Source organism: Shewanella septentrionalis, from assembly GCF_025370265.1.
GTDB lineage: Bacteria > Pseudomonadota > Gammaproteobacteria > Enterobacterales > Shewanellaceae > Shewanella > Shewanella hafniensis.
The window spans coordinates 12,707-37,915 of the sequence record NZ_JAMTCC010000003.1 but is presented as its reverse complement, the minus strand read 5'-3'; the positions used below and the strand labels follow the sequence as shown (position 1 = coordinate 37,915).

1 protein-coding gene (running past one end of the window) is annotated in these 25,209 nt (G+C 48.9%); it reads left to right on the top strand.

The genetic code is table 11. The features are described from left to right. Nucleotides 1-25,209 carry the 3' portion of an Ig-like domain-containing protein gene (locus tag NE536_RS02190; protein ID WP_261271658.1) on the top strand. The gene continues 11,913 nt to the left of window position 1, outside the view, so 25,209 of the gene's 37,122 nt are visible here — the last part of the coding sequence; its start codon lies off the left edge, out of view; its stop codon occupies nucleotides 25,207-25,209.

The following is a 25,209-nucleotide window of genomic DNA, read 5'->3' as shown; positions in this document are numbered from 1 at the left end:
AAGCAAGGTGACGAAGTCTATTTAGTGACCTTCGATCTTGCGACTCCAGGTGTGCCTCAGCTTAGCCGTCAGTCTTTGCTGGCTTATTTTAATGCTAATGAATTGTCATCTAACCTAGTCACGGCCAATCCCTATCTGAAAGAGTGGCGACGTGGAAGCGGCCAGCGATTCGTCGAGAGACGTAAATATAAGGAATATGGTTTCCAGCTTAAAGGTGGCGTGAAGGAGTTTGGCGGTTCTTTGACCTTGCCAGCCTCCCTCATGGAAGAGCGACTGGGAAAGGACTGGCCTTGGGAGTATAGCTCCAGCCTGGTGATTTATGATGGTCAGGATGACAATGACATCAGGATCCACGATGCCTTGTCGTTGTGTGACAAGGGGTGCGGAGTTTCTCAATTGGCAGCGACGCAGGATGGTTTGTTGGCATTTGCTGTGGCTAAAGAAGACCTACGTTTCAACCAGTTGCAAATTGTCGATCTGCATACGTTAGATATTCAGTCATTGTCGCCTGTTCCTAACAGCGCTGGTGTGTCCATCGAAGCAGCGGTTTCCATCCGCTTCACCGATACTCCCGTGTTTGAACAAGGCAAGGAACAGGAGTTTTTCTCTCGTTATGCGCGTCTGTTGGAAAAGGATGGTTCGGAATCCGGTAGCTCGGTGGAAGTCGACTATCAATGGGTCCCGGGCCACCAGCCGACTCTGGAAATCAGGCCAAGAACCTCTCTCAAGCCAAAAACTGGTTATCGGGTGGCGTTGAGTTCAGAGCCTCTGAGTTACAGGACTGAGGGCTTGGTAAACTTTGGCTATGAGTTCACTACTGCTGAGTCAGTTACTCAGCCCTTCAGCATTGAATCTGTTTCTCCGCATACAGTTTCGGTTGATGGTGGGGAAGTCGTGGTTCGCTTGTCGGCTCCAGCAAGTTCGCCTTCTTTCTACGTAGCCGGTAAGGCCGCTGCTGTAGCGGCAACAGAAGATGCCGGCAAAGTATTCCGTATTCAGCTGCCGGGGAATGATCCTGGTACGGCAGGGCTTGAGGTCATCGACCACCACGATCAACGCGCCATGATGTTGGGTGCGGTTAATTATGTCGCTCCACTGACGCTTGCTTCGGTTGCTCCAGCATTTGGCTCCGCAGCTGGAGGTAGCAAGGTTGTCATTACTGGGAATGGTTTTGAACCTGGAATTGAGCGTTTGCAAGTACTGTTCGATGGGATTGAAGCAACAGAACTTAAGGTGTTGGATAGTCAACATCTTCAGATAAAGACTCCACAGGGACGCCTAGGTAAGGTCGATGTCAGTGTGTCTTATACCGATGGTCGCACTGCCTTGTTGGCGAACGGCTACGAATATCAGAACCCACAAAACTTCAGCAGCGATTTTGACGGGCGTGCACTGGATGCCGTGCTGGATCCTTCAGGTAATTATTTGTTTGTTGCTGCTGGTTGCGCGGGCGTTTGGCTAAAAGATCTGAGTGCAGCCCAAGCTGGAGAAAGCGATACCAAGGGCCTCTACACATTGCCTGACGATTATTGTGCTCTGGGGATCGATGCATACTTTGAACAGTCCAATGACCGACTGTTTGTAACAGCTGCTAAATTGGATGCTAAGACGTTGAAGCCTGAAACTGGCTCAGCAATGCTTTTTGTATTGGCTATCAATAGTTTCGATATCAGTGATTATATTCTGGTTGATGCCTTGCCGCTGGGTTCAGACTTCGCTAAAGGGATCGTGGTCAAAAATCAGCTTGCCGCAACAGCCATGGCACAAGCGGGTCTTGGCATGGTCAATGGCAGACTCCACAACAAACTTTACTTGACAGATTCTGAGCCCATGCTCAACGCTCAAACTGCGTTGGATCTGGCTCCTGTGGAAACTAATGATAGGCAGGGGTTATGGCTCGTCGTAACTGGCAAGTTTGACTTCAACATCAACACCCTTAGTTCCAGTGAGCCTGGTTCCGGTGGTTTTTATGTTGTCGATAACAATGCCCGCACTGGGATCAAGACGATAGGAAGCCTGAATCTTCCAGCGTCTCATGTTGTTTCCTCTGGGCAATATGCTTATCTGGCTTCTGGAGACTTGGGGGCGGTTATAGTCGATATCTCTGTGCCACAACAGCCAAAAGTTGTTGGGCGCATAGATAATCAAGGTCATGTTTTTGATGTAGCTGTCAGTGGTAATATTTTGTATTTGGCACTTGGCGAAAAGGGCATCGCTGCATTTGATATTTCCAAACCGCAAACGCCAGAATATCTCGGCGCCAGTATTCCGGTGAATGCTAATGCCGAATTACTTTTAGTCAGCAATTATTCTGTTTTTGCAACTTCCTTTGCGAACGGTAAAGGAACCGTATCCAGCTTTAATGATACAGCCCTGAAGCTCATACGATTGCAGCCGACAAATGGCATCATGACGCCAGCCAATGACGGTAATGTGCTGGTTAAGGCTAGCTTTAACAAGGCAATTGACCTTTGGGATAAGAATACTCAGAAGATGCAGTTGCGCACTCGAACTGGAAACTTGATTCCTGCCAGTATTTCTCTGGAAAACAATGACCTGAATCTGCGAGCTGCTTCTGTAAATCTGACGGCTGAGCATAACTATTCACTCCGTCTGGCCTCAGGAATCAAGAGCGTTAAGCCATTTGCCAATGGCCAATTCAAGACGCTTTATGAAACCAGAAATGAGTACGAATTTGACTTGGTTTATGTGCCTTATCCGGTCACTGACATCAAGTTGCACAATCTCGTCCCCAATACCTTGAGAGTCGGCTCCTCTGCGCCGATAACGTTGACCGCAACAGGGCTTGGCAGTTTCGATTCCATCGAGCTTTTCATGGGGGGCGAGCTGGTCACTGGCATCACAGTTTCTGCCAGCTCCGAGCAACAGGGAGCCACTTTGCTACAATTTGATTCCCCTGTATTTACTAACCCCGGCTTGTATGACGTAGAACTTGAAGCTCGCTATGGCCAAGGGCGTCAGCGAGCACTGCTGCGTGGCGGCTTTGTGGTAGAAGCTGCGATTGAGTTCGATGACATTATTCCACAGTGGACTGATGCTCGTGGAGGCGAGTGGATTGAAATTCAGGGCAAAGGTTTCGAGCCTGGCACCAGCGTCACTGACGGTACTCAGGTTTGGGTGGGGAATGCTATTTCACCCAAGGTGAGAGTGTTGTCATCAACCCGACTCAAGTTCATCGCACCTCCCAATAGCAGTGGTCTCAAGGCGGTAAAAATTCTCGATCGTAACGGTACTGCCTTTATTACTGAAAATGCTTTGGGTTATGGATTGGTACAGCGTGGTACTGGTTCGGCGGTCGATACTGCTCCCACTGAAATTCAGGTGTTCAGGGATACTGGTGTAGCCATTGCCAACACAGGGCCGCATAAGAATTCGTCCACCTCGCTCCGTACGTTGTTAGGTGCTCCCATATCTGACCGCAGTCTTGCTCTTAAGCTGGATGTGAACGAAGCCAATCGTCCAGTTTTAGCGGGAGTTCGCTCTGCGATTGATGAGTCTGAAAAGGCGATGGAAAATCTGTTAGAGGCGATTGCTGTCGCGCAAATTCTTGCGAAGGATATCTTCGGTGGCAGTTTGACCGAGGAAGATAAGCGTTTCCTAGAGTTGCACCAACCTAAGCCAAGAGGTTACAGCCTCGACAGTAATAATATGGCGGTTGTTAAGCTGCCAGCAAGCGGCGAGTCTGCGGCCCGTTCTGTGGTACTCACAGCGACAGGCTCCGGTGGTGTAGATGTTCTTGAGCTGAACGATACTGCAAGTTTCCCATTCATCGCCAGAGAAACCTTGACCAAAGTCACCGGTGGAGACGTGACCTTGGCAGTAGCCGGTGCAGACTATCTGGCGGTTGCGGCCAGCAGCAATGTCAAATTGCCTGAGAGTAATATTTCTCCCTGTAGCAGTGTTGATAGCGGCCTTGAAAACACGAGATTGTCCTATCTGCATCTAGGAGAGCCTTCCGATCCAGTGCAATTTGCTGTCCCCCAGAGTTTGGATAAGGCCGGTACCCTCAGCTTGTCGATCGGCCATGATGGCTTGCTGCTCCATGGCGGTAATGCTGAGGGGAGGGTCTGGGCGCCGGATGGGAGTTGCCCATTCCAAGACATATACACCACAGGGGGCACTCTGGAAGGTGAAAGCAGTCTGTATCTCGATAATCTTTATGACCCTTTGCAGCACCGTGAGTTAAGGTTGGCGGGGAACTTGTACGACCACCTGCAGTATGGTGACTGGTTAGTGCTCGCGATGGGGGATGCTGGTGTTGCCCTGATGAAGCCGGAAGCGGAAATCGAGCCCATCTGGCTGAAGGTTGATGGCAGTATTCAATCGTCGCATGCCCGGGCTGTGAAGCTGAATATCTATGGCTCGACCCTGTTCGTTTCTCAAGCCAATGGCGGTATTGCAATATATGACATCAGTAGTATCGAGGCGCCAAAGCTTATCTCTGCGGGTACCATGCAATCAGTATTTGGCATGGATTATTTCAAAGATAAGCTAGTGATTGCCAAGGGGGGGGAAGGCATAGGTTTCTTGAATTTACCCGGTGTTTTGGTCACTGACAGCAGCGTTGCTCCATGGGGTACGCTGGATGAAACGGCACCCCTGACTCTGACATTCAACGAGGCCATTGTTGTCGCCGATCTGCTTGGTTCTCAGCAAGCCAAGCTGAAAGATCTGTCCACGGGAGAAGATGTCTCCATCACTATTGAAGCAACAGAAGCTGCCAGTGATACCGTAGATATCATATTTTCGCGCCGTGCGGGTCATGTGTATGAACTCAGCATCAATGAGCTGACTTCAACCAGAGGTGAAGGGATGTTTGCGCCATTTGTTCGTCGTTTCACTTCGACTGACAGGGGGATGCTGCCGGATCTTCTCTGGGTGGAAAATGGTTACCACCGTATCGGACAGGATGAGCGAATCCGCGTCCACGGTACGCAGTTGACTGCAGATAGTCAGGTGTTTATCGATAGCTTTGAAGTGCCAGCACTATTCGAAGACGACGCATTGGTCATCTCTGGTGCCGCCCTCGACCTTCTCCCTATTCAATCCGGGCTGCATTCGATCCGCACCGAGAATATCAGGGGCAAAGATGCGCTTCTTGGCGGCTTGGTTATTGCTGATGCCTGGCAGGATGCCAGCATCCGCTTTGACAAGCAGTCTGGCCCTATGTCGGGTGGATACAGGCTTGAAGTTATTTCGGATAAACCGGTGTTCTTGCCCGGTTCCAAGGCCATAATCGTCGATGCTACTGGTAAAGAGTTCCGAACCGAAACTGCTGACAATGGCAGTTTCTTGGTTGATCTCGATGACGACGTTATTACCCAGTTCCGTTTCTCTATGGTGATGCCAGCAGTATTGCAACCTCAGGTGGTCGATATCATGTTGGAGCATCAGGGGCAACGGCAGCTTCTGGGCAAATTCTCTTATCGAATGGCTCGCGGAGCATCAATAGATTTACCCAATTACCCTCCTATGACTATAGGGGCTGTGGCCTCTTTGGATAATCACTTGTTGGTTGGGATTGAGCTGGGTGCCGAGCCGACCCTTAAACAGCCATATCTGATGCCATTTGGCTTGGAAGTTTATGATGTTTCCTTGGCGCAGCAACCGATCAGACGCGCTCAGCTGCCACTTGCGGACAGTGTTACCGGCATAGTCACCGATGGTGCATTGGCATTCCTGAGCGTAGCTTCACAGGGGCTTGTTGTTGTGGACGTACATGATCTGTCACGCCCCTATGTCGTGATGGAGCAACCTCTGAATGGCTACCGAGCCAACAGTATCGATATTCGCCCTGACACCGGCATCATAGCGCTGGCAGCTGGCAGTGGTTTTAGTGATGGTTTCATTCGCTTTATCAGTACCGATAGCCATGAGTTTGCCACCCCAGTTGGATATTCCAACCTGATCTTCGGTCAGGGAGAATTGGCGGGTGAACCACTGCAAATTAAGTGGTTCCAAGGTAAATTACATGTGGTCTTTAGCCGTGATGAACAGCTCTATCTTGCGGTCTTCTCAAGCTTTGGTGATTCGCCTTCATATAAGGTGTCTGCCGTTGAACGTCTGCGCTACGAAGGAGGCAAGCTGGGGCTGTCGGTGAACTCTAACGGGGTTACTATAACTACAAAAGATCAGCTGATTAGAATGACTGAGTCTGCATCGGGTGTATTCCTGACTAGCTATTGGGAAGATCTAAGTGGTGGTGGAAGTCTGGTTAATCTCGGCGGTATGTCTTACCTGTCTACCCCTGATGGCCTAGTACAACTGGTTAATAACGGTATCTCGCTGGTATCAATATCTCCGGTGGATGAGTCGGTGATTGCCAGTGGCGAGTCAATCAAGCTTGAGTTTGACGCTTTGCTGAATACAGATGTTGAGCACGTAAAAGAAAATCTGTCCCTGCAAAACGCAGCTGGTGATGTGGCTGCAGAGGTTACAGCCATCAATACCCTCGAAGGTGGCATAATCGAAATACTGCCTGACCTCACAGTACTCTCGGATGGCGAGTCTCTGACATTGACACTGAAGCAAGGTCTGCGCAATCTGAATGGCCAGTCTTTGGGGCAAGAGCAGAGATGGCAATACACAGTTAACCGCGGTGTACGTCCTGTGATAGCTGCAGTGAATCGCTTGGATCCGCAGGGGCAGGCCAAAGGTCATTACTTCCATGCTGATGGCACAGAAATTGTGCAGGTGTTGGGTAAAGGTTTTGGTGATGATGCGGCGCAGCTTGGTATTGCTGTGTCGGGAGTGGCAATTGCTGCCGACTCCATTGTTGAACTGAAATCGAATGAGATTCGCTTCAGGCTACCCAAGATATACCCGTCTTCGCCGGTGGCAGCTCTGTCGTTGGAAATTGCACGAACTGGCTTGTCGGAACGCCTCAACGGTGCCTTGATAGTGATGCCCAAGCTGGATCTGCAAGATATACATCCCAAGACCGGACCACCTCAGGGTGGCAATAAAGTTCAGCTTCGAGGCTTCGGCTTTACACCAGCAACACAGGTGCGTGTGGGCGGCAAGCCAGTCAATCATATTAAGGTCCTCTCGGCCTATCGGGCTGAAGTAATGATGCCAGCCGGTGCTTTCGGGTATGCATCCATTGCCGCGGTAAATCCTCAATTCCCCGATGAGCAGGCCATTGCCAGTGAGGATTATTTCTACACTGGCTCAGAGATGGGGCTGGCTGATCTGGATCCTGATGGGGAGAATCCTGTCAGTGGCATTTTGGTGAATGATAGTCTCGCCTACGCGATTACTGGTGGCCAGTATGTCCTCAGCAATGCTGATGGCAAGCTGCTAAAAGTAATGACCACTAAGATGGCGCAGCTGTCGGTATTGGATATCAGTGATCCGGTTGCCCCACGGGTCATCAATAAGACACTGGCCGGGGTCGAGCGCCCATTCCACTTCCAAACTCAGATCACGCCCACTGGTTTTGGCTCCATGGTCAAGATTGGCAACCAGCTGTTCATCGGCGGTGGTAACCAATTAGTTCAGTTCGATTTGACTCGTCCGGCAGAACCTGAGTTTGTCAGAGAATATGTGCTCGACTCTCAGATTAAAGTGCTCAAAGGTGAGAGAGACCTGCTTTATGTCGGTGGTCTGGGCGGACTACAGATCTTCAAGTTGGAGGATGCCTCACTAAGAAACCTCACCAAGCTCACAACCAAGGTTCTTGGCTCCTGGGTGGCTGATATGGCGCTTGATGGCGATCGTCTATGGCTGTTGCAATCTCAAAAGAGTCGTGCAATCGCCATCAATTTGCTTAGTGGTGGGTTTGAGCAAGTTGCTGAAATCCCGCTAATGAAGGGTGCTGAGCGTATTGGTGGTAACAAAATATTGCTGGCGCAAAATCTGCTGATGATCAGCACTGGTAGCAGAGCAACTGTCGAGGCATTTGATAAAGACTCCGGCGATCATCTGGGATCCTTGAAACTGGCTTACCTACTGCGAAATGGTGATCTGTCAGCAGGACAAATGTTGCACCGGGGGAACTACCTGGCAGTGGCTGCGGGACCGGGGGACCTGCAGATATTCGACATCGGAGCTTGGTTCAGAGGTGTCTTCAATAAGCAGCCCGAGCTCAACCAATTTTATGCGGCCACAGGTGATATTAACGCCATTTCTCTGGGAGAGAATATGGTGTTTTCCGGCACTGTATTTGTGAGAAATGCCGGAGGCTACGCCACTCAGAGTCCGGTCGATTCAGCTAACGGCTATGCTCAGTTGGGTGGTGCTGTTCTCGGGTATGAACTGAATGGTTTTGGTGTTGTTGACCAACATCCCCAATCGAATGCTGTGCTAGCCTTAGATGAATTAGTGGAACTCCAATTCAACAAATTGATAGATCATCAGCAGTTTATTGATCATGGACAAAATCTGTTGCAGCTAAGCTTTATGGGAACACCTATTGCCGGTGAATGGCGTAAAGAGACCAATCATATTGGCAGTCTGGTGCAATTTTTCCCTCAGCAGTCCCTTGAGGCTGGCAGAGAGTACCAGGTTCAGGCTAAGGGGTCGATCGCATCAATTAATGGAGAGCTGTTGTCCAGCGACTATCGTTACCGCTTCCAGACCAGCGCGGCGAAGCGTCCCGTGTTTGATGATGCTGAGCCAGTTTACGGCTCTTGGCGTGGTGGCACTGAAGTCATGGTGTATGGAAGTGGCTTTAGTCAGGGCATGCGCATTTGGTTGGGTGACAAAGAGGTTGCTCAAACCGATATCAGGCTTCACAGCGAGCATAAGCTGTCGTTTATTACTCCGGCGCTTGATGAGAGTGTTGCACAGAATCGCCTCGTAGGTATCAAGCTGCTCCAGTCGGGCACGTCTGCTACAGCTCCCGGAATCTTTACCTACGTAGCAGATCCGCAAATTCAGGCAATAGGGAACTGGGATCCGCAAAATGGGATACTGGGCAGTCGCAAAGAGTTTTATCTTAACGAACCGGTGCGCTTGGCCATCAAGGGGGCTGGTTTCAGCCCTTATACCCAAATCTTTATCAATGGCACTGTAGCGTCGGATGTCCGCTGGGAAGCCGTGGATATCATCAGTATGGCTATGCCGGAAGATACGCTGGGCCAGCTGAATATGCGGGTAGAGAGTGGGCTGGGTGACAGTGCGTTCGTGACCAACAATGAGTTGATGATTGTACTGAGACGGGATGTAAGTGCCTCGGTCAATCTAAGTGCTGAAACTGAAACACTGCTGGCAAGCTTCACCTCTTACAACAAGTCACTTGAGGTGAAGATTAAGCAGGGATTTAACTTACTTCCATTGGTCAAAACCAAGCTGGATAAGCAGCTTGTTGCTATGGCCCTAGGTAAAACGCAGTTGGCAGTGCTGGACGAATCCACAGCCGTTACTGTGTACGATGTATCCATGCCTGGTGAGCCGGTTGTCAGTAACAGACTCTTTAACCGTGAATTGACTTCTGATACCCGCTTGCGTCTGAGCGGACAGCGATTACTTGCGTTGAGTCAAGGCAAGCTTTGGATCACTGATGTCAGAGGTGGTGATTGGCTCTTGGCTGCAGAGAATGTAGAAGATGCACTTGCGTATGAGAATGTGCTGTTGGTTGTTGCAGAGGGCAAGTTAAAGACCTATGGTGCGGATGACCTCAGAGTTATTACGGAGCTGCAGATTGCAGCCACTCAGCTGCATAGTAATGGTAATCGCCTCTTTGTCCGTAATGGCAATCTGCTCTCACTTATTGATTTGCACAAGTTATCTTCCAAGGGTGAGTTGCAAGTATTGGCAAGTGGTATCCTGCCTTCACTGACCTCCCAAGTGGCGTTCGAAGGGGAGCTAGCCTTGATCGCCCATGGCGGGCGCTTGAGCTTGTTCGATATAAAATTGCAACAGGAGCAATTGCAGTTTGAACCTTTGGTGGATATCTGGAATTCCACACCGCCCAGCTCTGTAGCCTTTAACGGTGCTAGTGTTAGTTGGATCGAGTCAAATAGTAGCTGGTACAGTTTAACATTGCCTTTGACCAACTTGTTGGGATTGAGTCAGTTGGCATTGGAACACGCGAATGCTCCTATTCGACTAGATACCCGATTGGTGCCTGAAGAATGGCGCACGGCTTTCGTTGAGGTTCGACGGGATGGTGACAAGGTAGCAGGTTATGTCTCGTCCTTTGATACCGAGTTACTGTTTACTCCAGCCGATCCAGGCTTTGAACTGGGCCAAAGTTACGCAGCCAGTATTCAAGGATCGCCGAACAGTAAGATTTCTGGACCTGTGGTGCATTTCGATCTGCCCAACCTGATTGGAAGCCACCCTCTGTTTGGTAAGAATGTACCTGAGTTTCATAGCATTATTCCTAGCACCACAATTACTGGCAGAGAAACACAGTTTGTGGTGAAGGGACTAAATCTGCGTGAATTGACCGGAATAAACATTGGCGATCTACTATTGAACGTTGGTGATTTCATCGTAGATGAAACCGGAAGTTCATTGACTTTCAGTGCTAGCTTCGCCGCTTCGGGCGTGTTGAACCTGACACTGCGTCAGCAGGAATTTAAGCAAACCCAGATAGCAGCCGTTGTCGTAGCCCAAGCACTGGATCTTACCGGAGTCAGTTCATCCAATGCCCGAGGACATACATTCCTGTCCGATTCAGGCGGTGACACAGTGACGGTGTTAGGTGAGGGTTTCAGCGGTAACATGCAGGTGTACCTACTGGCAGCTGAATTGGGAGATAAAATCAGTCCTGAAAAAGCTGTAAACTTTAGATTGGTGAAGGATGCCATCCAGTTTGATAGTCCCAATGTTGTTCCGGGTGCCGCGTACCAGGTGGTTATTCATAAGCCTGAAACTGATGAGACAGTTGCATCCAGCATATTGCTCAGTGGTATCGATGATACACATCCAAGGCTGACCCATTTCGATATCCCAGGTTATAGCCAAGACTTGGTGCTTTACCTTTCCGAAGCCGCAGGCTTGCCAGTGATGCAGGTAAGTTTTGTGCCATTGGATTACCGAGCGGGCGTGGAACAAGATGTTACTCAGCACTTCAAACTGACTCTGGTCGGTAATCAGATCCGTGTAGGCCTGCGCACAGGCAAGGTACTGGAACACAATGGTCAGTATCGATTCCTACTCAGTGGTGTTACCGATGCCGCTGGTAATAAGGCTATAAACAATGGCTCTTACCTGAGCAATGGCAATTTCAGTTATCTGATGAAGACGGCCGATCGTCTATCACCCATTGAGTTAGCGCTGCTTAGAAGCGCGGACAGTAAGCCGGTTGATCTCGCTATGTCGCTGGTTCGGGGCAGAAGCTACACATTTGCAGCCAGTGCCCGAGACAATATGGACGCGGCACCGAAATTGTACGCACGATACTCCAGCGATGGTCTGGCTTTTGGCGCATATCAATCACTTGCCAATGGGACTTTGACGCTGCGGATTGAACAGGATTTCAGCCGTCTGCTTATCAGAGTAAAAGCTGTGGATGCCTCCGGAAATATCGCTGAGAAGACCTTTGAGGCCGCCATAGTCGACCCGATAATCGATATTTTGCCGCTGAGTACCTCGCCCGAAAAAGTGGAAGAGCTATCGTCCGCTATCCTCAACCAGCGGGTAACAGGTGATGCCGATCTGGTCACGGGGGTAGATATTCAACTCATGGGGCGTTGGCACCATGCTAACTGGCATTTAGATGGTAGCACTGTCAGTGCTTCTCTGAATTATTTCCATCCGAAACTGGCTGAGCTGACAACACCAGAGCTGATGGAGGGTAAAACACGGGTCTATTACGGCTTTGGTAGCGTAAAAGAGCAGGATTTCAGCTATCAGCTGTACAAAGATGCGACACCGCCAACGGTGCTAATCGCCTCGCCCAAAAATGGCGACAAATTGCCGATGGGTGAGCCGGTTGAAGTGGTCATTCAATCCTTCGATAAATATGGTATCGAGAATGTTGAGTTTGCCCTAAATGGTGCGGCATTCGCGCCCATTACTCCTACTAACCTGTATCGCTTTACGCCAACATCTGAAGATCCGGTCACCTTGCAGGCAAGGGCTACCGATCCCAATGGCAACGTCGGTTACTCCGAAACCATTACCATCAAACCTTTTGACCCAGAGAAAGGGGAGCCTGAGCTGAAGATTATTGCGCCGGCCAGTGGCAGTCATTTTGCTGAAGGGCAAAAGGTTCGTCTGGACCTGTTGATGCGTAATGTTACCGAAGCGCAGCTCAATATTCTGGTGGGAGCTAAAGCGGATGATGCCCGCAATCCATCACCAGTCGTACTGCGCCGCTCCGATGACGACCCAGAGCGTTTTGGCACCGAAATCAGCTTACCTAAAACTGGCGAGAACATCGTTGTTGCTCTCGAGTTTACCGATGGCGAGTTGATTGCTAGGGCCTTCTTGAATGTGAAGCAGGATGACGGAATTACCCATGAACCAAATCTGGTTTTGATGCCTGCGCAGACCTTGCTGGGTGGAACCTATGTTCGTGTCAAAGGTACTATTCCACAGGGAATGGACGATTTCGCTCCTGAGTCCAGAATCCATCTCTCAGAAAGTGGCGTGGAGCTGGGGAGTGCTCCGCTGGCGCCGCTTGACCAACTTTTTGCTTCTACAGAAGCCAATGGCCAGTTGAGGCTGGACTATGACCTGAGAGATCTATCAGGGAATCAAAAACAAGGCGCAATGACCTTGATTAAGCAGGCGTATTTACGCTCAACTTCAGTCCCGCTTCTGGATACTTCTGGCTCTTCGATGCAACTAGTGGATATGGCCGAAATTGCCTCAGTAGATGGGGTTAAACTGGTTGCAGCCATGCAGAATGCCAGCGCTAATTATGTGGTGACTTTGGATGGTGCAGAAGTGGTTCGTGGTGAAGGCACTATCATCCGTTTGATCCAAACTGGCTCTACGCTGTATGCGCATGTCAATCAATCGGGGGATCAGAAGCTTATCCATATTCCATGGCAGGCGGCTGAGCCGGCGATGGCAGATATTACCCTGAGCGGAGAGTTGATTGATCTAGGAGCGGGCAGGTTGTGGCAGCGTCATGGACGTGTGATATCCAGTCTCTCTCTGGATGGTGTTGCAATCCCAGCCATTGGTTTCCAGATGGCCGATGAGATAACGGCAGCATCGCTGTGGCGCAGCAGTCTATGGGTGCTGTCGGCTGGACAGCTGCATCGTTTGCAATGGAATGCCGAGTCCAATGCATTGGAGGCTACCGCCAGTTACTTTGTTGGGGAAGCCGAGGGGCTGTCGGTCAACGGTCAGCACATCTACACCTGGAATAAGCGCGAACTCAGACACTTTACCCTGACCCAGGATGATGCTCTGGTGGTTGGTGAAGTTATGCCACTGGATCTCGAGCTTCAATCTCAGCAGCACCATGGTAACATTCTGTGGTTGAAGGGGCTGCATCCGGAATTTGGAGCCCAGTGGTTAGCCTTCAACAAAGGTGAACTTCAGGGCATCTTGCCTTGGTCCCAGCACTTGAGAGTCGGAGTTAAGGGGCTGATTCGATTTGGTGCTCAGCACGCTGAGCGGTTCGATTTCACTGCGCTGCCTGCTGTTCAGAATATGGTTTGTGAGGTTTCGTCGACAGAGGTGCAGCTGACGGGCGTTGATGTTGGACTGGCAGAGAAGCAGCTCTTGATTACAAACGGTACAGGTAAGAGCTTAAGCTGGCGCTGGGCGAATGACACGACCTTGGCCATCAGTCGTGATCGATTGGATACGATGCTTGTGGCTGGTACTTGGGGTGTGCAGGGATATTCTGAGCTGCAAACAGAAACCATCGAAAATGCCCCCCTGACCAGCATCAATGATATGAGTTGGCAGCTGCCCCAGCAGCTAGCGGGTGGTACCCGAATTCCAGTGAGTTTGAGCTTCAGCGAAAGCGATCGAATTTTGGCCGTCACTGGAGGTGGATCATCCTGGAGCCGGGTCGACAACCGAGCCATAAGTTGGCACACCTTTGACACAGATGCTGAGATGGTGCCCGAAGTGAATGGTATTGAAGTTGCGTCGGGCAGTATCACTCTGATCGAAAATGACCCGGGAGATGCGTCAGTAAGCATTTTGGCTCCGGCCAACAACAGTCAGTTTAGCGAAGGTGAATTCTTGCCGGTGCTATTCGAAGTCAATAGTGGTAACCAAGAGTTGCGCTATGTGTCCGTAAGTGTGCGCGACTTTAACGGTGTCGAACTGGGGCAGCTTTATACCAATCATGGCAATGGTCATGTCAGTATGAGGTTGCCCGCGGTAGATGCCCAAGAGAACCTGCGATTGGTTGTCAGAGCTTATGTTGGTGAGAGCTATCATTACGTCGAGGATGCTATAGGTATTCGGGTGCAGCCGAAACGAAACAATAATGTTACCTCTCTTGAGGGGGTGGGCCCGAAAGTATACAGCGGCAGCGACTTGGTATTGACCGTAGCGTCGGCTGATGCTCAGGTTGATATTCTGGTCGAAACTGAAGAAGGATTGGTCGTCGCGTCGGGTAAAGCGCCGCTCGAGTTCCAAGTACCAGATACCCAAGGGTTGAAGATTACCCGCAGTCAGGACGATGGCCTTGGCAATCAGCGTCAGCAAACCAGTAACGTAGACGTCAGTAATCCATTGCAAATAGAGCATAAAACCAGTGGGGTTTCTTTCGATCTGTTTTTAGATTCAGTGCAGGGCGTTTTCCTGTTTGCCGATGAGCGACTGATGGATACAGAAGGTAACCTAGTACACCGTTTCGATGCACCAGTAACGGCGGTGACTGCCCTGACAGATCGTTGGCTGGTTGCGCAGGAAGGTTCAGGATTAGTGTTTATCGATCCTGCCAACCAATTCCAGGTATTGGGTGCATACCCATCCATCGACAAATTTACGCATCTGCAGTTCCAGGGAACTCAGGTGTTGGCCGCCAATGAGTTCGGAGAGCTGCTGCAGCTTGAAGCTTCAGGTAACGCACTAAGCTTGATTACGACTCACAGTCTTGGCGTAGTACGTCAGTTGGGTGGTTTGGTTCAGGGAAGCCTGGTACTGAGTGATACAGGATTGTTCCTGTTGCCTAGTGCTGATGCCCAGCCGCAAATGCTCCTTAGCGGTGATTGGAACTCCTTTATTCAGCGGGGCGACAGCATCTGGCTCTCTGGAGCTAATGGAAAGTTGCTTGAATTGGATAAATTTGGCAATCCAGTACAGCAAACCTCGTTAGCGACTCAAGGTAAGTTAGGGTTACTGGCAGATAAAATTTGGCTGCTTGATGAACAAAAGCAGTTGATGAGCCTAGTTGATACTCAAGCTACAGTGCCCTACGTTATTGGTCGCTACAAGTTGGCAGTGACAGCTGAGGCAGCCTTGTTAGCAGGACAGATGCGGTTTGCCGATGGAGGCAGGTACGCAATTCAACTGAATGAGCTGTCTCCACGTTCACTGTATAAAACAGAACGTCGTCGTGGTCTTAGCCGCCAGGTGGCGCTGTTCAATGGCTTCAGTCTGTCTGCCAATCAGGGATATGGCCTCCTTTCCCAGCAGGATTTGCCTCAGGGAACTAAAGAGTTTAGCTTCCCAGCACCCTATAGCGCAGACGTTCAGCAAATAACAAATATTGATGGTGTCCTTTACGCTTACGACGAATCAAGTGGCAAAATATGGCAATTCAGTCAGGGTAATCTCAGTGATGGCAAGGCACTTGCTAGCTTGACCCAAGTAAAAAGTTATGCGCCTTACGCTGGTAATTTGGCCGTTGCCTCAGGAGATACTATTAAGTTTGTGGGTGCTGAATTAGTGACCTCCGAGCTGGTAGTTTCAGTTGGTAATGACTTGCTTGGTTTGTCTGCGGACCCCGATGGTGCCCTCTGGGCATCTACTCGTGGTGGTGAGATTTTCCGAATTGAGCCTGGTGCGCTGCCAATCGATCTACTCATGGTTGAGAAAACCATGGTTCTGCAAGCTGCGACACCAGTCTACAGGGTCTTTAGTTGGGGAGATTTCCTCTACTTCAGTACCTCTGAAGGCCTATTTGTTTTTGAGCAACTTTCTGGGCAGACACGCCTAGTCGCTCCCGGTGTTGTAACAGCATTGGTATTGGACAAAGGTGTGCTCTGGTTCGCTATGGGTAACAGCCTTCATAAGATGCCTGTGGGGGGGCAGAGTGCCAAACAAGTCTACGTTGCAGACAGCGATGTAGTGAATATTGCTCTGTCCGGTGATCAGTTACTGTTGGCGAAGGGCATTGCGGGCGTTGAGATGTTGTGGCTGGATTTGTTCGCTCAGGAAGCCAGTGCTGAGTTGGGTTATCCTTCCACCAATACTCGTTATCAACTTGGGGAGCGATTGATCGCAGGCCTACGCGATTTGTCCAAGGTGTCTTCGGTAGATTACTTCGTTAATGATGTCTTAGTTGCATCTAATTCAAGCTATCCGTTTACCCTAGATATTGGCGTGCCCACAGAGCTTAAAAATGGTCAGAGCTTCACACTTCGTGCGCAAGTGAAAGACATTCATGGAAAGGTTCACCAAGGCCGTAGTCGTGATTTGTTGCTACAAAGCGAGAGCTTACCCGCCAACGGCTTCAGTGTTGAGCTTTTGATGGACAGAGTCAGCTATGTGCCTAGACCGTTAAGACTAGAAGCTCTTGTACGCAATTCTGATCATCCGTTGCGTCAGGTGGAGTTTTACTTGGCTGAACAGCAACAAGGTCCTTATTCACTGCTGAGAAAACACTATGGCCCAGAGTTCGTGGTGCGTTCTAACTTTGGTCTGGAACAAAGTGGCCGCTACATCAAGGCTAGGGCCGTTGATGTTTATGGTAACTTTACCGAATCTGAGGCGCTGCCTTTCTTCCGGTACCAGGACCATTTTGCTCCTGTCTTGAGCCTGTCTTTGGCGTCGGATCTCGGTCAGGTCAATCGGGTATTGGATAGCCGCCCATTTGAGTTGCACTTGACTCTTGATGAGCCTCAAAGCGGAATAGAACAGGCACTACTTTATCGTGACGATACTCTGGTATGGGCTGGGCTGGCCGATGGCCAACATGTTTATGTCGAGACAGAGCATAATTTGGATACCAGATATACCTACCGTTTGGAAGCGAAAGATAAAGCTGGCAACAGTGCCCAAGTTTCGCTGTCAGTTGAGGTCGTGGCAGATGAATATCCTCAGTTGCTATCACTTGTGGCGCCTGAGAAAATTGTAGAAGGTCAGGAGTTTAATGTTTCAGTTAGAGCTTCTGATGATGCCAAACTGAACAATCTGGTCATTAATTGGCCGAGGTATGAGCGCGCTTATCAATTGACAGGTAAGACTTTACAAAATGATTACCGGGTTAAAGATATCAGAGAAAGCCGTTTGGCTACAGAAATCCGCCAGCGTCTGTTTGTCGATGTAGTTGACGATATGGGGCAGACACGTTCTGATAGTGTTGAGGTGACTATAAATCCTGACTTACCTCCCGATGTCAGTAAGTTGGATATCAGCTATCCCCAGAGTGCGATTTATGGGCGTAGGTTTAATGTTAGTGTTAGTGGGTTGCAGCAGGCCGATGATATGGCGACGACGGGGTTAACTGCTGAACTGCAATTGATTTATGATGGTGAGGTCAAACAGCAGCGACTGATGTGTTCGCCCAATTCCTATTCTCGTTGCAATGACAGTTTCAGTTCGGGCTTTAGTGCTCCGGTGACTGCTGTTGTCGACGACATTATGTTTGTTCGGGTTAGACTTATCGATGCCAAAGGGCAGCAAAGTATAAGCGAAAGCTTCCCTATTGTGCTGTCTCAGGTGCCTAACCTGCTTATTTTTGACAATGCAGGACTTGCCAACATAAATCCGCAAGAAATGCAGAGTGGAGAAACTACTAATTTCCAAGTTCGTGTATTGGATATAGCAAACCGTCCAGTAGACTCTCAGGATGTGCGTTTCTCCATGCTGGATATCCAAGGTAATCAGATTGGGCGCTGGAACGCCAGAAGTAATATGTCTGGTTTGGCAAAAATTGAAATTAATCCAGAAAGTCTTAAAGTTGGCCAATACCAACTGGTAGCACATTTACCTGCGTATCCTAATTTGGCATCAGCTCAATTCTCTGTTGACGTGTTGCCGGGCGTACCTTCACAGATCGTGGTTGATTACATCGAACCTGTTGCGGCAGGAGAGCCACTCTCAATGGCCCTAGCTTTGACCGACGATGCTCTGAATCCAGTGTTTAATGCATCGGAGACAGATATTACCTTGCTTGCAGGTAATCCTGATTTCCACTTTGCCTTTGCCGACAATATTCAGGTCAGCCGCCGATTTGACGAGCAGGGCCAATATATTGGTGAAGCGGCCGCGGTCACGCTGCGTGCGGGTAAGGCCATGGTTCAGCTATCAGCGCCGCAGATATCTGGTGCCTACGGACTCAACGTAGCTGAAGTTACTGACGGGCTTTATCGCCTCATGTACCAGCGTCAAGCGAGGGATGCGTATTGGCCTGCAGAGCTAATTCCGGTCATAGTGTTGGCAGGCGATGCAGCTAAGATTGACTTGTCAGTTGCTCGGATGACTAACCATAGGCTTGGTCGTGCAACTGTGCTCGAACAGGATGAGACTGCTGCGGTCAGAATCGCAGTATCCGATAAGTTTGGTAATCCAACCAGCCGGATAAAGTCTGCTTCAGGAGAAAGTCAGGATGCCAACATCAGGGTTTTCTTGAGTGTGGATGGTGAAGCTTCACTTAATACAGATGTCATCACCCTCGACGCTGGTTGGGGTGAGGTGTTGGTTTCAGACGAGTCAATTGAGAACATAACTTTGTCAATTTCCGGTGTTGGAGGTGACTGGGCTATCGATACCTATGCGGCGATTGATTTACATTTTGCCAAACGATTGCCAGCCATTTCAGCGATATGGACCGAGACCGCTCATAACTCGCTTATTACACCGATAGTGTTTGAAATGTCGGAGCCCGTAACGTATGGAAATGCCGGACGATATCCACAGATTATGACACCTGATGGTGTAGAGGTTGTTGGTTATTGGGAGCTAGATAATGGTTCAAAATTGGTATTTACGCCAGCTCAAGCTACCCCTTTGTATGCACCATATCGTGTATCTACCAATAGCTCTGACATGGTTGGTGTTGCCGTCAATGACTCCCTGTTGCCACAAGTGCTGGATTTCCGAAGTGCTGCATTTGCCTTTGCCGTACAAACAAAGCCATATCTGCTCGAGAATCACCGGATGCAATTGGATCTGGACATCGGCCAAGGCTTTGATATCAACCAAATCAGTTCCAGTAAAATTTGGCTTGATGAACAGAGTCAGGACTTTTCTTTGACAGATCGGTATGTAGTCGTCGGAGCGGTTGATCCAGTTGATGACGGCAAACTGGTGAAATTGGATATTAAAGTTGCTAAGAAAATCTATTTGCCGCCCCAGCCAGATGAAGAGGTTGGTGCATGGTTTGTACTAGATGTTCCGTCCGCAAACAGCATTGACTTGCCTCTATTGTCTAAAAATGGGGATTATGATGGGGATGGCCTGCCAAATATTGTTGAACATGAGTTGGGTTTGGCCCCCACTCAGAGAGACTCTGATAGCAATGGAGTGCCTGATGGTCAGGAAGACTACGATAAAGATGGTGTATCCAATGTTCTTGAGCTGAGTTTGGGTTCTAGTCTGCAATCTGCAGATTCAGATGGTGATGGTTTGGCAGATGGACTTGAATATGAACTGGGGACCAGTCTCATCAAGGAAGATACAGATGGTGATGGCATCAGTGATGCAGTTGAGCTGGCCTCTGGTGCAGACCCTCTCGATTCGAATAGTCGAGCCGTTGATCCAGCATTAATTAAGGGTATTCAGGTTACACCCAAGGTTGTTAAGTACAATCTAGGTAGTCAGATTGGTGATGTATTACTTAAAGTTCAGGGGCTGGTGAGCCTAAATAGTCGTAACTATCTGGTAGATGTTTCTGACCCAGGTTACTTTGACCTTGTGTTTTCTAGTGAAGACCATTCGGTTGCAGCTCCTTCCTTCCAGGGATTTACTCCTTTATCAGTAGGTAAAACGACCCTGAAGGTTAGTTATGGTGCTTATTCAGATTCTGCGGAACTGACTGTATCAGAGTCGATTGATCTTGGCGACGTAGTTTGGGAAAACGAGACAGTTGAACTCTATGGTGATGCCTTTGCCAACAGCGTTACTGTACGTGGAGATGTCACCGTCTTTGTTGAAGGCTCGCTGTCTGTTAGTCATGACTTGATTGTTGAACCTGGTGCCACGCTGCAACTGACTGTAGCGGAATTGACCATCGATGGTGATATGCGTATAGGTAACTCTGAATATGTCTATGCCAAAGAGGTTGAATATAAGGATCAGATGCTGCCTGCTGGATTAGAAGCTGGTATTCGATTTGAGTTTGAGATACCCGAGGGGGTAGACGAGTTCAAGGTTTCTTATGTGTTGCACCCAGGAACAGATACTCCAGGCTTATATGTCGCGAAAAGTACGCCCCCGGACATCTATGGCTCGGGCAATATATGCCATTATGCAGATAACGGGTGTTTTATCACTGATCCAGAGGCAGGAACTTACCATGTGCTTATCAAGCAATATGAAGGTGTCGATGAACAGGGCATAGATGTCACTTTGTCTGCGTCGGGGCAGTTGCCGCAGACTAAGGTAAAGGTTATCACTGACTCACAAGTATCAGTCGGTACCAACTTGACTCTTGGTCATACCCAACTCCTGTTGCCGCAACAATCGCTGAGTGTTGCTGGTGATACTCTTATTTCGGGTGAAAGCACTCTTGAGGCTCAGGCTGTTAACAGCTTTGGGGATGCCCGTGTCGAAGGATTAGGATTGACACTAGCCTTGTTAGAACCATGGAAAATTACTGGAGATCTGACCCAGAATGCTCCTCTGTTCGCACAGAAAGCAGATATCGAGAATAATCAGTTATACCCATTGCAACTTCAGATTGGCCAGCTGTATCGTTCAACCGCCACCGTCAGTGCAGAAATTGCCGGTTATCCCGAAGGCTATGGTCGTGGATTTAAATTGGGTGAATGTCTTGGTAGTCATGCAAAGTCAATAAGGAGCGATTGTCCCTATGGCAACTACTTGTTGCCAACTGAAGCAGGGGCGGGCGGAGATAGGTCTGAAGGCGGTGGAATTATCCATATCAACGCTAACCGTATTGAGGTTGAATTGCCTGAAGATGAGTACACCTGGCTTAATATTGGGGGGAATTGGGTTATAGATACCAATGACTACCCATCAGCGTCAGGCAGTGCATTAGTTGAGGCGGACAGCATCAGACTCTTACATGTGCCGGAGTTTGTTAGGGCAAAAGGTAATAGTTCTGGTCGGGTTGCTGTTTATGCAGCACAGCTAGAGGTGTTGGGTGAAGGCGGAGGCGGAGATGAAGGTTATCCACTACCTTCTGTCGCTCCAATGTCTCGATCTCCCGAGCAAGGCGCTGAATTAGCAACCATGATTTCTCTTGGAAGCAGGGTATATGGTCCTGGTACCTTCTATGTGAATAACATTGAATCTGGCATTGATTACCTGATGATTGGTGGCTCTTCAACTGGAGGAGAAGGCGGACCTATTGGAGGACCTATGGCGGCACCAATACGATCTGCTGATGACAGTGTAGCAAGCTTGACAGCGTTTAATATTGAAGCAGAGCAGGAACAACTGCAAAGAGTGTCCGATGTCAGACGTGAGAGTCATCGCTTCGTGTCACAGCCTTCTGAAAGTACAGTTCAAATTCTGGATTTGGGCAACCAGCCGCTTCAATCCGTTGTTGATCTGGGGAATGGAGAATGGTTGCTTATTGCTGAACAAGGAACCTGGGCTAATCGCGCTAATCTTAAAGGTTACAACGCTCTGGTTTACAGTGAATTTGGTGACAAGATCCAGGTTCGAGTAATCGCCAACGACGCCGATAGTCTGAAGGTTACAAGTACTAATGATCTGTCTGTTATTTCTTCGCCTTGGATACAGGGGATACATAGCTTTACTCGAGCCGATATTTCTGGTGGTGCGTTCTTTGGCGATGATTTATTTGAAGCTGAAGAGGTACGACTCATCGAAGCTGAGGTTTGGGCTTACATTCTGCCTCAGACGTTGATAAGCCAATTGCTGGAACCTGAACATTCTGGATTGCACATAAAAGGTGATCTGGTCGTTGATCATACACTGCTAGAAGATAAACGAATTGAAGCGGCGTCCATTCAATTCACCCAAGAGGTAACCTTAAATGAAGCCAAAATTTATGGCAATAAAGTGAGTTTTAACTCTGGATTGACGATGGATTGGATTGCCTCAGTCTATTCTGCTACAGATATCATTATCCAAGGTGATTTTTGGGTGAAAAATAGTGTAGACATGCTAGCTGGTGGTGAAATCCGAGTATTTGGCGATGCGGAGATCCAATCAACATTGTCCTTGCAGGGGCCCTACGAATATAACACGGACAGTCTGGGCACATTAACGTCGAGGATTATCGTTGATGGCGCCCTAAACCTGAGTGGTAATCTGAATAAAATCTATGTTGGTAACAATAGCCTCAACTATACCGAGGGGGCTGATACCACGGGTTACGGTGTACATGCTACACAGCCAAGAGCCAACCTGAGTAGCAGTAGTCAGGTGTTCGGTGATTACAAACACCCCATCAGCGCCGGCGGTGGATCGGTGATGACAAATTCACTCAATCGAAACTCTTCTGGTGGTGCCATCTACATCAAGGCAGGTAGCGTGCAGTTGGATGGAACAATTAATGTCTCCCCAAGTATCAGTAACCCAGATTCAGATTACCTCATGTTGCCAGCATCGGGCTCTGTCTGGATTGAAACTCAAGCGTTCTCTGGTGCCGGAGAAATATCTGCTGCGCCTGCCTCACAGGCACTGAACAACAACGTGCTACTGGGCGGGGCTGGGCGAATTGCAATAGATGCGGAGGCCAATAGTTTTACTGGTAAGTTGACCACTACCTCAGTTAAAGATGTTTATCAGAGTACAGGCAGTCAGTATTTTGCAGCTATGGGGACCAGTTATATTTCCACCCAAAATGCCTCATATGGCCGCTTGGAAATAGGTGCTGGCAGCAATTGTCAACTGCCCTGCAGTAGTCAACGAACTAAGCTGCCAGGAATAGGTGATCGTCAGATCACCACCATTGAGGCCATGGCAAACAACCGCTGGAAGATTTGGGTCAATGGCGCAACTTGGCTAAGTGGTCAAAGCATGAGCATCACAGGCGAATTTATCGATCTGGAAAAAGATGCGCAGAGTTTGCAGAGCTTGCAGATTCTAGACCACGGTGAGGACTGGTTAGTGGTCGAAAGCTCTCAGTCTATAAAGACCTTTGAGCACGGTCGTTTGATTGGTGTTCACGTGTTTGACACAATTTTGCTCGGTGCTGGAGCCAGACTTGATATAGGTGTCGATCGTCTGAGAGTGTTGAATACCGCAGGTTCGACAGTAGGCTCTAATGTGACCCTGTTTGCTGGTGAGCTGGAACCATCGATAGTATCTTGGTTACAAATCCGGGGTGTGACACTGTACATGCCTGAAAAAAAATATGATTCGGCACTAAATATCCCCAATTCAGTACAGCTCAATGTTGCCGCCAATATCATCGATATCAACGGAGCATTGAATATTGGCAGCAGAGCTATTCTGAATAATCAGTCTATGGGAAGGGTCACTATTTATGGTGATGTCAGCCTGGCAAATCTTGCTAAGTGGCACGGGCAGTTCGATGGCGCTGAAGTAGAAATTATTGGTAATTTGCTTTTAAAAGAGTCAGCAGTCGCAGACTTTTCACTTGGTAGAATGAAGACTTTAACAGTGCGGGGTAATCTTCAACTATTGTCAGGAGCATCGTTTAGTGCTACGGCTGACGCCATCAGGATAGAAGGGTCAGTAACTCAGGCAAACAATTCTTATTTGAATTTGATATCAAATAAGATTGCTATTGTTGGTGCAATGTTTCAAAACAGCAATGCTACTTTGCATGCGCGTGAGTTATCTATCGGAGGTACTTGGCAGGTAGCTGACAATAAAGAGTCCAGAGTTAAGCCGGGTCTTATTCATATAGGTAATGACCTTATATTGGGTCAAAGCAGTAGGTTTATCACCGATATGGATAGCCAGTTGGAATTTGGTAAGTTGACTCTGAAGGTTGTAAATCAAGTGACCCTTGCGCAAAACGCCACTATCTCAGTGAATCAAACTGGCTATGCATTGAGTACCTTGTTTGATAGTAATAGCTGCCATGGTGGACACTCGACGAGTTCGGTTGCTGGATGTGAGTTGGGTAACTACCGTCATGCAGACACCGCTGGACTTGGGAACGGCAGCTATCGAGGAGCAGGGGTACTGCATCTCTTCGCAAAGATAGTGATTCTGGATGGTAATATTGAAGCTAGAGGATTTGGAAATAGTTACTGGGAGACTGCTGGTGGCAGCATTCGCATTGAGGCTGACTCCATTTCTGGTGAAGGTCGGGTCACCGTAGAAGGTGGTAGTACGAGCTATGACAAAGGTGCACCAGGCAGAATTGTTTTTGCAATTGATGACACCAGCGCCTTCAATGGCTATCTAACGGCATACTCTCCTGGGGCAACAGGTTATAACCAGCGTTATAATGCCGGTGCTGGTACCGTATTTATATCTGACAGGGCTGGGCAACATAGAAAGCTCATTATCGACAACCCTTACCCAAATTATCCCAGTGCATCGACCTATATTCGCGAAGTCGGTTTGGGAGTTATTGGTTGCGTTGAACCTGCTGGAACGGGTTTGTGGCGAGTGACCATAGATGGCAGTTGTGGCAACTTGGGGGCTCAGTCCATTTGGAATGATTCCACCGAGCAGACACAAAAGAGTTTGGTTGGAAATTGGGTCGACTTGGATATCGACGATGATTCCAATGCGGAAGTTAAAATTGTTGCTAATGGCAGTGATAGCCTAATTGTTGAGACAGGCTCTGATATTTCCGATTTTGCAGGCCGCAGATTCCAAGGAATACATTTACTAAGAGCATTAAAACTTAATAACTTTGCACAAGTTAATTTTGGTCAGGACAGGGTTGAAGTTGAGCACGTCGATGAATCTGAGATAGATGCAACAATTAGCATATCGCTTGGTAATGCTAATCCTGAGCTAATCGAATTTTTGAATGCTTCTGGTGCGCAAGTTACTTGGACAGTGAATTAG